The 12,847-nt window shown below is 69.8% G+C and carries 13 protein-coding genes; 3 read left to right on the top strand and 10 right to left on the bottom strand.

Annotated features, from left to right (window positions below):
- Window positions 1–59 precede the first annotated feature (59 nt).
- The 6 genes from ACOTKD_RS00995 to ACOTKD_RS00970 all read right to left on the bottom strand — a co-directional run bounded on the left by ACOTKD_RS00995 (window position 60) and on the right by ACOTKD_RS00970 (window position 6,174).
- Window positions 60–1,244, bottom strand: coding sequence for an acyl-CoA dehydrogenase family protein (locus ACOTKD_RS00995; RefSeq protein WP_424886873.1), 1,185 nt, complete (start codon window positions 1,242–1,244; stop codon window positions 60–62).
- Window positions 1,245–1,265: 21 nt separating this feature from the next.
- Entirely contained in the window at window positions 1,266–2,210 is a 945-nt protein-coding gene (locus tag ACOTKD_RS00990) for a 3-hydroxyacyl-CoA dehydrogenase NAD-binding domain-containing protein (protein WP_424886872.1), read from the bottom strand.
- A complete protein-coding gene (locus ACOTKD_RS00985; protein WP_424887351.1) occupies window positions 2,207–3,025 on the bottom strand; it encodes an acetoacetate decarboxylase in 819 nt (272 codons plus the stop codon). The genes ACOTKD_RS00990 and ACOTKD_RS00985 overlap by 4 nt, the downstream gene beginning before the upstream one ends.
- A gap of 17 nt (window positions 3,026–3,042) precedes the next feature.
- Window positions 3,043–3,804 carry a crotonase/enoyl-CoA hydratase family protein gene (locus ACOTKD_RS00980; protein ID WP_424886871.1) on the bottom strand — a complete coding sequence of 254 codons (762 nt, stop codon included), beginning with the start codon at window positions 3,802–3,804 and terminating at the stop codon, window positions 3,043–3,045.
- On the bottom strand, window positions 3,801–5,009 hold the full coding sequence (locus ACOTKD_RS00975) for a CaiB/BaiF CoA transferase family protein (protein ID WP_424886870.1): 1,209 nt from the start codon (window positions 5,007–5,009) through the stop codon (window positions 3,801–3,803). The genes ACOTKD_RS00980 and ACOTKD_RS00975 overlap by 4 nt, the downstream gene beginning before the upstream one ends.
- A gap of 211 nt (window positions 5,010–5,220) precedes the next feature.
- Window positions 5,221–6,174, bottom strand: a complete 954-nt coding sequence (locus ACOTKD_RS00970; RefSeq protein ID WP_424886869.1) for a LysR family transcriptional regulator — start codon at window positions 6,172–6,174, stop codon at window positions 5,221–5,223.
- Between the two features lie 257 nt (window positions 6,175–6,431).
- Here ACOTKD_RS00970 and ACOTKD_RS00965 point away from each other — a divergent pair, with 257 nt between their 5' ends.
- Window positions 6,432–6,623 carry a hypothetical protein gene (locus tag ACOTKD_RS00965; protein ID WP_424886868.1) on the top strand — a complete coding sequence of 64 codons (192 nt, stop codon included), beginning with the start codon at window positions 6,432–6,434 and terminating at the stop codon, window positions 6,621–6,623.
- 86 nt (window positions 6,624–6,709) lie between these two features.
- Here ACOTKD_RS00965 and ACOTKD_RS00960 read toward each other — a convergent pair whose 3' ends face one another.
- From ACOTKD_RS00960 to ACOTKD_RS00950, 3 genes are read right to left on the bottom strand one after another with little or no spacing between them, the layout of a single operon-like run.
- Window positions 6,710–8,047, bottom strand: a complete 1,338-nt coding sequence (locus tag ACOTKD_RS00960; RefSeq protein WP_424886867.1) for a Dyp-type peroxidase — start codon at window positions 8,045–8,047, stop codon at window positions 6,710–6,712.
- Window positions 8,044–8,586 (bottom strand): hypothetical protein, encoded by a 543-nt coding sequence (locus tag ACOTKD_RS00955; RefSeq protein ID WP_424886866.1) that lies wholly within the window; start codon window positions 8,584–8,586, stop codon window positions 8,044–8,046. Before ACOTKD_RS00955 ends, ACOTKD_RS00960 begins: the two co-directional genes overlap by 4 nt.
- Window positions 8,583–9,758 carry a catalase family protein gene (locus ACOTKD_RS00950; protein WP_424886865.1) on the bottom strand — a complete coding sequence of 392 codons (1,176 nt, stop codon included), beginning with the start codon at window positions 9,756–9,758 and terminating at the stop codon, window positions 8,583–8,585. The genes ACOTKD_RS00955 and ACOTKD_RS00950 overlap by 4 nt, the downstream gene beginning before the upstream one ends.
- Before the next feature lie 425 nt (window positions 9,759–10,183).
- On the opposite strand from ACOTKD_RS00950, the gene ACOTKD_RS00945 reads away from it, so the two are divergent.
- Window positions 10,184–10,495: an SH3 domain-containing protein gene (locus tag ACOTKD_RS00945; RefSeq protein ID WP_424886864.1), complete on the top strand. Its 312-nt coding sequence runs from the start codon at window positions 10,184–10,186 to the stop codon at window positions 10,493–10,495.
- A gap of 1,149 nt (window positions 10,496–11,644) precedes the next feature.
- A complete protein-coding gene (locus ACOTKD_RS00940) occupies window positions 11,645–12,304 on the top strand; it encodes a pentapeptide repeat-containing protein (RefSeq protein ID WP_424886863.1) in 660 nt (219 codons plus the stop codon).
- Window positions 12,305–12,387: 83 nt separating this feature from the next.
- Here ACOTKD_RS00940 and ACOTKD_RS00935 read toward each other — a convergent pair whose 3' ends face one another.
- On the bottom strand, window positions 12,388–12,528 hold the full coding sequence (locus ACOTKD_RS00935) for a hexameric tyrosine-coordinated heme protein (protein ID WP_424886862.1): 141 nt from the start codon (window positions 12,526–12,528) through the stop codon (window positions 12,388–12,390).
- Window positions 12,529–12,847: the final 319 nt, after the last annotated feature.

Genomic DNA, 12,847 nt, shown 5'->3' with positions numbered 1-12,847 from the left:
GCATTCCCGCCAGGGCCCCACTCGACCGCGCCCGCCCGTCACACGTCACGCGCCACACGTCACACGAAGGCGCTGTGCCCGGTGACGGCCTTTCCGACGATGAGGGTGTTCATCTCGCGGGAGCCCTCGAACGAATAGACGGCCTCGGCGTCCGCGAAGAACTTGGCGATCTCGTAGTCGAGGACGATGCCGTTTCCGCCGAAGAGCTCACGGGCCCAGGCGACGCATTCGCGCATACGGGCGGTGGTGAACGCCTTGGCGAGCGCTGCCTGTTCGGCGCCGCCCCGGCCTGCGGCGACCAGCTGGTTGAGGCGGACGACCATGCCGAACATCGCGGTGATGTTGCCGAGCATCTTCACCAGGAGGTCCTGGATCAGCTGGAAGGAGCCGATGGGCCGGCCGAACTGTACGCGCGTGACGGCGTACTCCCGCGCGAGCTCGTAGGCGCGCACCGCGATCCCCAGCGCCTGCCAGGCCACCCCGCCCCGCGTGTGCGCCAGGACGGCGGCCGTGTCGCGGAAGCTGCCGATGCGCTGCAGGCGGTCGGATTCGGGAACCCGTACCCCGTCGAGGACGATGTCGGCGTTCTGCACGGCCCGCAGCGCGATCTTGCCCTCGATCTTCGTGGCGGTGAGACCGGGGGTGCCCCGCTCCACCACGAATCCCTTGACGTTGCCGTCGGCGACGTCGCGCGCCCAGACCACGACGAGATCGGCGAAGGTGCCGTTGCCGATCCACCGCTTGGCACCGTCGAGCACCCAGGTGTCGCCCGCGCGCCGGGCGGTGGTGCGCATGCCGCCCGCGACGTCGGAGCCGCCCTCGGGCTCGGTCAGGGCGAACGCACCGATCTTGTTCATCGCGGCCATGTCCGGCAGCCAGCGCTCGCGCTGCTCGGGGCTTCCGCCGCCGTGGATGCTGCCCATCGCCAGACCGGTGTGGACGCCGGAGAACACCGCCAGTGACGGGTCGACGCGGTTGAGTTCGAGGTTGAGGAAGCCGGAGAAGAGCTCGCTGCGCGGGCGGCCGTCGCCGAATTCGGGGTAGGCGTAACCGGCCAGCCGGAGCTTGGCCATCTTCCCGACCGCCTCGAAGGGGAATTCCGCCCGGTCCCAGGCGTCCTGGGCCAGCGGCTTGATCTCGCTCTCCAGATAATCCCGGATGGTGGCCAGTTCGGCCCGCTCGGCATCGCTGAGCAGGTCGGCGAAGCCGAAGAAGTCGGGAGTGGGGTTGGCGGGCTTGGGCATCGGTGTCTCCTCGTCAGGAATTCAGCCGTGGTCGGCGCGGCGCAGCGCGGCGGTCAGGGCGAGCTGTTTGCGGTCGCGGAGCAGGGCGCGTGCCCGGTACGCCTCGGGGCCGTGTCCGTACGCGGCCTCGGTCTGGCGGACGATCGTGGCGACGGCGTCGTCGTCCAGTTCCGGGCGGCCGAGGCGTTGCCAGCCCTCGGCGAGACCGGGGCCCAGGTGCCGCATCATGTGGCGGATGCCGCCGGGGCCGCCGCCCAGGTGGAAGCTTTCGAAGGGGCCGACGGCCGCGTAACGGCCGCCCAGCGACGCCCGCATCACGGTGTCGAGCTCCTCTGCGTCCACCACCCCGGCGAGGACGAGGTGGATCGCCTCCTGGAGCACTGCGCTCTGCAGCCGGTTCGCCGCGAATCCGGGGATCTCCTTGCGCAGCCGCACGGGCGCCTTGCCCAGGGCCCGGTAGAAGGCGGCGGCCGCCTCGACGACGTCCTCCGTGGTGCGCTCGCCCGGCACGATCTCCACGAGCGGTACGAGGTGCGGCGGGTTGAAGGGGTGCGCGACCAGCAACCGGGCGGCGACTTCGTCCGGCAGTCCGGCGGCGATCCGGGAGGCGACGATCCCGGAGCTGGAGGTGGCCAGCACCGCGTCGGCCGGGGCGTGCCGGGCGATGTCGGCGAACAACCGCTGCTTGAACTCCAGGTTCTCCGGGCCGTTCTCCTGGACGAGCCGCGCTCCGGACACGGCCTCGGCCAGGTCGTGGGTGGAGCGGATCCGGTCGCGCAGTCCGGTCGTGTCGCTGCCGGGCAGCCCGGCGGCGAGCATCGGCAGTGCGTCGTCGACGGCTTCGTCGAGGTCCTCGCGCGGATCGGTGACGGTCACCTCGATGCCGTACGAGGCGAACAGCGCGGCCCACGCGAGGCCGATGGTGCCGGCGCCGACGACGGTGACGGTCTTCCACTCTGGGGTCATGACGGGTCCTCCTCGGTGAGGTGGTCGAGGTGGTCGAGGTGGTCGAGGGGGGCGAGGGGGTCGAAGCGACCGATGCGGTCGAGGTAGTCGTGGACGGGAAGGACCTTGTCCAGCGTGAGGTCAGTGACGATGTGGCTGGCCGAGACGATCTCGCGCACCGGCAGGTCCGCCAGCGGCGCCAGTACGTGCGCGAAGAGCTGCAGTCGCGCGGGGCCGGTGTACGCCTCCTTGACCACCAGGTCGGTGATCCGTGTGCGGACCAGCTCGCAGACGCGCGGTGTGCCGTCGTAGCCGGGGACGACCTTGAGCATGTACGTGGGCACGGCGATCTGCTCGCGGGCGAGCTCGGGGTCGAGCGGCCGGTGCTTGTAGCCCATCGTCGCGGTGGCCACCCGCACACTGCCGTAGTCCAGTGTCCCGACCAGCGCGGCGTGCTCCGCGAACAGGGCCGGCGTGCCCATCGCCTTCGGATAGGCGCTCACCTCGCGGCCCGCGGCGGTGGCGGCGAAACTGTCCAGGTACATCGCGTGCAGGTACTCGCCGCGCTCGTCCCCGAACCGCACCGGGATCGCCTGCCCGGCCTCGACGTACGGGCCGTAGGCCGTGACGTCCCCCATCTTCATCACCTCGAACCGGACCAGCGGTTCGCCGGGGTCGACGCGCAGCGGCTCGGGCACCACGGCCCGCAGCGCCTCGGGGTCGGTGCGGTAGACGATGCTGAGGTACTCGCGATCGGTGAAGCGGGCCACGACCGGGGCGTAGGCGGGCGCCGTGACGGGGGTGGTGAGGGTCTTCAGGACGCGTGCGCGGTCCATCGTCGCGCGGGTGCGGTTCATCGTCCGCTCCACTGCGGGGCGCGCTTCTCGGTGAAGGCACGCACGCCTTCGGCGAAGTCGGCCGAGCGCAGCAGGGCTCCGGCCTCGGCGGCCTGAGCGGTGAACGCCTCCGGCTCCGGCGCGCCGTCGGAAAGCCGTACGGTCCTCTTCACCGCGGCCAGGGCCAGCGGCGCGTTGGCCGCGATCTCCTCGGCGAGCTCCAGCGCGGCCGGCAGGGCCCCGCCGTCCGGGGTGAGGCGGTTGACGACGCCGAACTCGCGGGCGCGTCCGGCGGTGACCGTACGGCCGGTCAGCAGCAGCTCCATCGCCAGGTGGTGGGGGACGCGCCGGGGGAGCCGTACGACCCCGCCGCCGGCGGCGATCAGCCCGCGCCGGACCTCGGGAAGGGCGAAGCGGGCGCCCTCGGCGGCGACCACCAGGTCGCAGGCCAGGGCGAGTTCGAAGCCGCCGCCCAGGGCGTGGCCCTCGACGGCCGCGATCAGCGGCTTGGTCGTGGGCGCCTCGGCGAGTCCTCCGAAGCCCTTGCCGGGCACGGTCACCTGCTCGCCGCGGGCGGCGGCCTCGAGGTCCATGCCCGCGCAGAAGGTACCGTCCGCGCCGGTGAGGACGCCCACCCGCGCCCCGGGGTCGGACTCCAGCCGGTCGACGGCAGCGGCGATGCCCAGGGCGACCTCGGCGTTCACGGCGTTGCGGACCCGAGGGCGGTCGATGGTGACGACGAGGGTGCCGCCGATGGTCTCGGTGCGGACGCCGCTCATCGCCGCACCTCACCGCGGTCGAGCTCGGCGAGCACTTCCTGCGTGTGCTGCCCGGGCAGCGGCGCGTGCCGGCGCACCGAGGCCGGCGTGGCGGAGAACGTCAGCGGTATGCCGACCACCCGGTACGCGCCCTCGCTGGGGTGCTCGGCGACGTCCAGCAGATGCCCCTCGCGGACGTACGGGTCCTCGGGGGCGTCGTCGAGCCGCAGGACGGGACCGACGGGGATGCTGTACTTGGTGCACACCTCCGTCCACTCCTCCGTGGTCAGCCGCGGCGTCACCGTCTCCAGCAGCGCGGCGAGGGCCTCGCCGTCCCGCTGCGTGTCGATGAACTCACCGTTCACGCGCGGATCCTCGGCCAGGTCGGGACGGCCCGCGGCGGCGAACAGGTCGCGGAAGTTCTGCGGGCTGTACGGGATGACCATGGCCAGGCCGTCCTTGGTGGGACGGGCCCGGTGCCCCTTGTTCATGGACAGCGGGAAACCGGTCGGGCCCATCGGCGGTTCGAAGGTGCGGCCCTGCAGGTGCTCGACCAGGTTGAACGCCAGCAGCGTGTCCACCATGGGCACCTCCACCCGCTGCCCCCGGCCGGTGGCCCGCTGGTGGACGAGGGCGGCCAGCGCCGCGTAGACGATGGTCAGTGCGGCGACCTTGTCGGCGATGATGCTCGGCAGCACCACCGGCGCGCCCACGTCGCCCGCGCGCTGCGCCAGATCCAGCAGCCCGGAGGCGGCCTGCACCGTCTCGTCGTACGCGGCCAGCCGGGCCCGGTCGGAGTCCGGGCGGAACCCCTGGGCGTGGACGTGCACGAGGCGGGGGTGTGCCGCGGCGAGGCTGTCGTAGTCCATGCCGAGGCGGCGCAGGGCGTCGATGCGCATGTTGGTGATCAGGATGTCGGCGGTGCCGATCAGCTCCAGCGCCCTGGCGTGTTCGCCCCCGTCCTTGAGGTTGAGGCTCACGCTGCGCTTGTTGCGGTTGACGTTGAGGTTCAGCGGCGTCATGCCGGGCGTGCGGTGCAGGGCGCCGACGCGGACGGTGTCGTTCGGCGACTCGATCTTGATGACGTCGGCGCCGAGGTCGCCGAGGATCTGCGCGGCGTAGGGCCCCATCACGACGGTGGCCATGTCGATGACGCGCACTCCGGCCAGCGGGCCGGCCGACGGCTCTGTCCCTGCCGCGGGCTCTGCGAATTCTGCTGATTCCATTACCACTCCACTACGGAAAACGGGACGGAAAGGGGAGACTCGCACCCTTGTGGGGTGTTGCCGCGCCCTGGGGAAAACGCTAGTCCGGCGGCGTGTCGGAACCCAAGCGGTCAGCGACACCAATACGCGAAAAACGGCGTGACCGCAGCGGTCACGCCGTTTTCTGGAACGGGCTTTCAGGATGTCGCTGGTTCTGAGGGGTAGCGAGTTTTCAGGCTGTCTCGGTGAACGCGGCTCCGGCCTCCGCCACCAGATCGTGCAGGTCACCGTCCGGCTCGGCGCGGTCCCGGCGCCAGATCAGCCCGGTCGCGAGGGCGGGGGAGAAGTCCCGAAAAGGCAGGACGATGCTGGCGCCCTTTCCCTTTCTCTTCCCGATTCCACTTCCGATTCCACTTCCACTTCCGCTTCCGATTTCGCCTTCGTCGTCCTTCGTGCTGAGCAGAGTGATGCCGAAAACTGAGCCGTTCGCCACGATCTCGCGGACGCTCGCGTAATCCCCGATGTTGAGAGTTATTTCCTTTCGGATGCCCGCGGCTTTCAGACGCACCCGGAGCTGGTCGAAATACGTCGGGAGCGTCCCGGTGGCCGAGGCCACGTAGGTGTGGTCCGTGAGCTCGCTCAGCGCCACCGAACTCCGCGCACCGAATTCGGCGGCCGGCAGCAGCGCGCCCAGCGGCTCGCGCAGCAGCTCCAGCACCTCGATCCCCTCGGCGTGCACCGGCAGGTGCACCAGAGCCATGGCGAGGTCGCCGCGCTGCACCGCCTTCACGAGGTTCGCGCTGTTGCCGGGCCAGCGCTTGACGTCGAACCCCTCGGCACAGCGCTCCTCGACGCGCTCCAGCCGTTCCCGCAGCCGCGGGTGCAGAGCAGGGACCACCCCCACGTACACCTTCTGCCGCTCGGACCCCAGGGCCCGGCGCAGCTGCCAGGGAATGTCGTCGAACCGGCCGAGGACGTCCTTCGCGACGGGCAGCAGCGCCGCGCCGGCACTGGTCAGGGCCACGTGGTGCGAATCCCGGTCGAACAGCCGCCGGCCGAGCTCGCGCTCCAGGTCCCTTATCCGCTGACTCAACGGCGAGGTGGCCATGTGCAGTTGGCGCGCGGCCCGGGAGAAGCTGAGGTTCTCGGCGACCGCCACGAAGTAGCGCAGATGGAAGATCTCCATCGCCGTACCCTAAACCTGTCCGGTGACGCCGTGACCAGGGGCTGGGGCGGCGAGGCCGGTCAGGGGGCGAGGACAATCGGCGGGCCGGAAGCCGCGTTGAGCCGGGCTCACCTGCAACAACGAGGCGCACCTGCACGAGCTGACCGCCTACGTCGGGGCCCGCCTGCGTCGGGGCCCGCCTGCGTCGGGGCCCGCCTGCGTCGGGGCCCGCCTGCGTCGGGGCCCGCCTGCGTGAGCGCGGCCCCGACCGTCCGACGATGGCGATGCTCGCCCGGCTGCCGGCGTGGATGAAGCGGGCCGAGAACCGCGACAAGGTCCTGGCCGGCCTGGAAGGACTCCGGGCCCTGGCCGAGCGGTCGTCCCCGGCGGACCGCTCCGACGCGGCGCACGAGCACGACGACCGTCCCGGAGCGCACCGCAGCATGTACTTCCGTGGCGGCGCGTACTGAGCCCGGCTCCCCGATCTCCGACCCCGCTTCAGCCGTTCGGGGTGGCCCGTCCTGCCCGCTTCAACGGATCAGCGCTCTTCACCGGCTCAGCGCTCGGCGGCGAGCCACTCAAGTGCCCTCAGGCCGGGCATGAAGCAGTACTCGCCGCCCCGCACGGCGACGAAGCTGGGAAGTCCTGTCAGGCGACGGCGTACCGGCCTGGCCGGAATGACATGGGTTCCCGTTCCGTCGTTGCTGCCGACGAACGGATCCTTGGTATGCCCCAGGCCGGCGAAATCGCCGTTGTTGATCCAGACCTGCGTGATGAACTCGAACTGGCGGGCGAGGTCCGCGCCCATGAAGATGAAGAACAGGCCCCGCTCGACCCCGTCGTCATCGATCAGGCCCTCAGGCAGGGGAGGGCCGTAGAGGGCGCCGCGCCGCACCATCCGGTGAATCTTGGTGTCGACGATGCCCCCGGTGAGGGAGTCACGCGGATTGACCCGGCGGATGTGCGCACCTTGCGGCACCCGAAGACCGTCGGGGTCACTCTCGTGATAGGCGAAGTCGTTGTTGCGCCGCGGGTCCGCGCCCAGTTCGGGGTCGTCCGCTTCCGGCGTCAGCGCGAGGGGCGCACCGCTGCGCCAGCGGCCGACCATCTTGGCCGCGAGCAGTTCCTCGTCGCCGGGGGAGCGGGCGTGTTCTCGCAGATAGCTGCGGAACGCCGCGACATCCGTGGCGAACTGGCGGAAGGCGACGTAGGTTCCGTTGCGCCCGAGGACCTCCGGGGACGGCATGGGGGAGGTCCGGCCCGACTCGTCCTCGTGGCCGAGGAGGAACTCGCCGGGCATCACGTGGTCCTGGCCGGGCAGGGGTTCGGTGCCGCTGCCGATGACGTACGGGCCGCCGATGCTCTCCCGGAAGCCGAAGTGCTCGCGGCCGCTGGACGGCATGTAGACATCGCGCTGATAGATCCGGGAGACGCCGGTGAGCCCGGCGGCGATGGCGAGCGGCTCTTCGAGCTCCTCCTCCGCCGTGGTGATGATCACGATGCCGATGTGCACGTCCTTGCTTCCCATCGGCCGCACCCAGGAGGCGGGATCACTGGCACCGGCATCGCCCAGAACGTCCTTGCGCGCGGCCATGCCGGCCCGGAACTCCTGCGGAAAGCTCGCCAGGGACTCTTCCGGAACGCCGAGCGCCGCCAGTCCGGTGTAGGTGAAGGCGATGTTGAAGGTGAAGGGGCGCGGCGCGTCCGAATCGGTGGCCGGGGTGACGGAGGGAATCACGTCGCGCAGTGCCTGCCGGGCCGCTGCGGGGTCGTCGATCCGGTACAGCTGGTACACCCCGTGGCACGCCCCCGGCGGAGGCCTCAGCACCGTCCCTTGGATGTCCCCGAGGTCAAGGCGGGGCGCCTGGCGCTCCTCCGGTGCGCTGTCGCTCATGCCTGCGCGGCGTCAAGAAGGTCGCCCAAGGCGGTCAGGGTCTTCTGCCCGCGGGCGATGTCCCGCACGGTGGCGTCTTCGTTGGACCCGTACCAGACACTGGCCTCGACCTGGTGCTTGGCGATGTAGGCGAGCGCATCCGGAGACTTCAGGCCCGGATAGCCCTCGGCGACGTCCGTGAACATGTGGTCGATCCACGGCGTCGCGAAGTTGATGACGTCCACCACGTACGGATTGAACTCGTCGCTGTACGTCGCGGCGAACAGGATCTGCGTGTCGTCGTTGATCAGGCAGACACGCAGATCGTGCACCGTACCCAGCCGGCCCTCCCAGTAGGCGGCCTCGACCTGGGCCTTCCCGACGCGCTCGCGGAAGATCTCCGCCCCGCCCGGCCGGATCGGCGCCACCAGCGTGAACTCGGCCTTGTTGCCGACCCGCAAGCCCATGCCGTCGGTCTGCCGGCGAGCGGGCTGCGTCCACTTGCCGATCTCCGCCGCCGTGACGTCGGGCGAGATCGGAACGTAGTCCGGCTCGGTCATGAGGATCCTCCTTCGTTCGGCGTTGCGTGCGCTGCGCCGGCGGGCGGCGCGAGCAGATCGGAGGCATCGGCCGGCTCGGCGCGGACCTGTCCGTTGAGGCGGTGCCGTTCGATGGACGACCGCCGGTAGACCTCCTTGCGGAGTCGCTGAATGCTCCCGACCGGGGCGTGCTCGGCAGCGCACCGCCACGGCGTGATCGAGATGCCGTCGGCTGCCGCAAGGTTGTCGTCACCGCCGATGTCCTGCTGCGGAAAGCGCAGACGGGCGACGGTGACGAAGGGCGACAGATGCTCGGGCCACTCGACGGTCAGGTCGTCGATCGGCATGTCTTCCAGGGACCTGCACAGCTGCACCTGGAAGTCGAACTCGCAACCGTGCCGGGCCAGCTCCCCGACCAGCGCGGGCCGGAACACCTCGGCATCGTCCGACGGGTTGAGGTCACGGAGCCCGATCGCGGCCGCGGACGCGTCGGTGGGTCTGATGCGCAGCTTGGCGATGTGGTCCCCGTGGCGCACGGCTCCCATCGACCAGAACGTCGACAGCAGCAGGTTCTGCCAGCGCGCCTGCATGCCGACGCGCAGCAGGGCGCCGAGCTCGTCCCACGCCCAGTCCTCCGGCGGGAGCGTTCCGTAACCGGTGACCCAGTCGTGGAACAACTGGTGGTTGCCCTTCTTCCCGCCCGCCCGGTACTTCGGAAGGTCGATGAACACCTTGGCCAGAAACCGGTAGTGCGCGGCGGTATTGCAGAAGAAGACCGGGGCGTTGATCATGTTGAAATCCATGGTCCTGGTCCGCGGCTCGTCCTCCAGCGCGGTTTCCGCCTCGATGCCGAAGACCTTGGTCGCCATGCCGACCACATTGCCCAGGCCGCCGTCGGATCCCAGGTGAGAGAGGCCATTGGAATACCGCACCAGGCAGTCGTGGGTCCCGGGGCGGGCGTAGACGCCCTGGGCGTACTCCGGCGGGATCCCGTCCAGAATGTCGAACACGCCCCTGACCAGCCCGTACGCCTTGGCGTGAGCGAAACGTACGGCGCGGTTCTCACCCTCTGAGCGCAGGGAGTTCCGCTCGAACTCCATGATGGTGTCGATGACTTCCTGCTGGCTTTCCTCGAATCGTGGCTCGGGAGGCTCGACATCGGGTGAATAGCTGACAGGACGCGCTAGTGTCATGTGCTTTCCCTAGTGCGTTGCGTGCACACACGCATAGCGCATACGTGCATATGTGTATACGGGCAGTACGCAGTAAATGCTGTGGATCGTAATGTGCGACATGGCCGGCGCGGCGGCGGACATCCTGCCGGTGCGTCAGAGGCGTCCCGGAACCACCCGGACGGCCCTCATGCGCTCCTGTGCTGTCTGTGTCATCTGCGCCAGCGGTGCCATCCCGAACGCCGGCAGGTGCACCACGCCGGTAGGTGCACCGCGGGGTGTCCGGCTCGCCCGTCACCCTGCGGCGCGGCTCTGTCACCGATCGGTCATGGACATGTCCTGAAATCGTCTCGGGGCGCTCTTCAAGATCATCTCGCTGATAGCTTTCCGTCTCGCCGAGTCCAAGATCATCTGCACTCGGCTCGACCATCATTGAGGAGCAACAAGTGAGTTCTGCATTTCGGGGGAAGAGCACGGGCAAGCGTGCCGGTGCCGTGGCGGGCTTGATGATCGCCGCGACGCTCGGTGGCGCGGCTCTGGCGGCGCCGGCGTACGCCGATGACGTCTACGGCCACTGCACGGGCGAGGGCGTGCGCATCCGCGCCGCCGCGAGCACGTCCAGCTCGGTCGTCGGCCTGTGCTACAGCGACCACCGCCTGGCGCACCGTGATGTCTCGGGCGACGGTCAGTGGGACAAGGTCTACGACGTGAACACCGGTGTGTCCGGCTGGATCTCGCACGGCTACTGGCGCTGGTAAACAGCGGCCGGGGGCCGCGGGGCCTTGCCCCGCGGCCCCCGGGGCCTTTCTCCGGGGATGAGACGGCGCTCACGGCACGCACGGGCAGAGCCCTCTGGGGCCCGACGGCCTGGGGGAGTGCGGCTGCGCGCCGGTCCGGCTGGCCCAGGGCAACGCCGATGGCGCTGCCTGCTGGACTCCGCCCACGCCGTCAGCGAGGCGCCGCCGGCACCCTCGATGTTCCCGGCGCCCGGTGGGCAAGCGCACCACCGAACCTTCTCCACCGGGCCGGTGTCCTCATGGCGTAGACGTAGGTGCGCAACCCACCCCACGCCGTGGCGGGGCCGGTTCGCCGGAATTTTCGCTCGGGATCCGGGGTCTGCGGTCTGCGGTCTGCGGTCTGCGGTCTGCGGTCTGCGGTCTGTGGTCTGTCGTTTGACGCCCTGTTGCTGCGGGCCTCCGGCCTTTAAGGATGGCGGAGGGCAAGGTTCCGTTCTTGGGGGCCGATGCGGGGGCCGGCCTGGTCTTCCTAGGGTCATGAACCAGGCGTCGCACGAGGATCAACCGCTCAAGGACAGCGCAGCCCAGGCCGGGCCGCCGGAACCGGTTCCGCCTCCTGGGCACCGTGCAGAGCGTCCTGAGCGCCGTCGCCGCCCCACTGGTCGGCCTCGGTGGAGAACACGCCCGGCCCATGTTCGCGGGCATGACCCCCTGACCAACATCATCCTCATCGTCGTCACGCCGACGATCTCTTCCGTTTGCCCAGAACGGCCCGTGTGCGAGATCCGCAGATCCGGCGATCATGGGGCGGAGCGCAGAATCAATTTCAGGGAAACCCGTCTCCGGGCGTGTCCGGTCGGCGGGCCGAAGCGCCCTGAGTCTCAAGTTCCTGGTGCAGCAGGTCCTTTGGTCGTCCGAAAGGGGGCCGGGACGGGCGCGCTTGCCGTTCATGGGCTGAAAAAGATCACAGCAGCAGCATGATCGAATGCCCCATTTATTGCATTTGTGGAGATTTTAAGGTGGTGGTCGATCGGCTTTCGAAGGGGTTTCCCGGGCGTGCGCCGATTGGGCAAAACCAGGCGAACGGCGTCAGCATGGAGCCCTTCCCCTCACCACCGGCCCTCAGGGTCATGGTGAGGGCTGTCCACCCTCCCCGCCCGGAAGGAACCCATGGGAGTCCACGCCCCCCGTGACCTGGCCGCACTGCCGTACGCGCAACACCTTGAGTCCTTCACCGGCGAGCTCGAACAGGCGGGCGCCTACGAATGGCTCCACTTCGACGGCTCCGCCTTCCAGGACGCGGAAGCAGGCAGTTCCCTCTTCAGCCAGTCGGCCTTCTCCTCGGCCACCTTCGACCGCGGCCGCCTGCGGCGCTCACGGTTCGACGAGGTATGGCTGCACACCGTCCGCCTGGTTGGCACCAACCTCGCCCAGACCACCTGGCTGGACAGTGAATGCATCGCCGGAGTCTTCGCCGGTACGGAGATCCACGGCAGCGAAATGCGCCGCGTCGTCTTCCATCAGTGCAAATTCGACTCGGTCAACCTGCGCGCGACCTCGCTGAAGGACGTCGTCTTCGTCGACTGCCTCCTGCGCGACGTGGACTTCGGCGGGGCGGAACTGGCCGACGTCAGCTTCCCCGGCTCGACCCTGGACCGGGCACGGTTCGACAAGGCCACGCTGACCAGGGTCGACCTGCGCGAAGCCACCGCGCTGGCCATCGCCTCCGGGATCGGTTCCCTGAACGGCGCGACGATCAGCACGGCCCAGCTGTTCGACCTGGCACCCGTCCTGGCACAGCACGTCGGCCTCACCGTGAAAGATCACTGAGCGCACCACCAAGGCCCTGCCCGCCGTCCTGCTCCGCGCGATTCCACCTACGAACAGGCCGCAGTCTGCCGCAGGCTCAGGAGTCAGCCGCGCCAGTAGCCGTTGGCGGCGGCGATGGTCCGGAACTCGATCGCGACAACCCGCGCGGCGTCGATGAGGCTGTCGATGGTGTGCCGAGCCGGCGTGAGCGCGAGAGCGCGGCCTTCCTCCGGGGTCCTGGTCATCAGGGAACCGCCGGGACGAGGACCATCTCGTCGTCGGGTACTCGATTCATACCGCATAGTGTCGCTGGGCTGCTGGGCTGCTGGGCTGCTGGGCTGCTGGGCTCTACGCCGGTTCAACACGGCCCCTGCCACGGGCCACACGGGCGACGGCGACGGTCGGCGCGGAGAGGCCCAGAGGCCCAGAGGCCCAGGCCAATCATCCTCGGGTCTTGCCGAGGGCGCCCCTCCGGGGCAAACGCCCGCCAGTCACCCGTACGCGGTCGCCGCGGGCCGTGAGGCCCATCTCTGCGAAGCGTTCCTTGAACTCGCCTGCGTGCGG

The sequence above is a fragment of the Streptomyces sp. XH2 genome (assembly GCF_049725035.1).
Taxonomy (GTDB): domain Bacteria; phylum Actinomycetota; class Actinomycetes; order Streptomycetales; family Streptomycetaceae; genus Streptomyces; species Streptomyces roseoverticillatus.
This window is presented reverse-complemented; position numbering and strand designations above follow the sequence as displayed.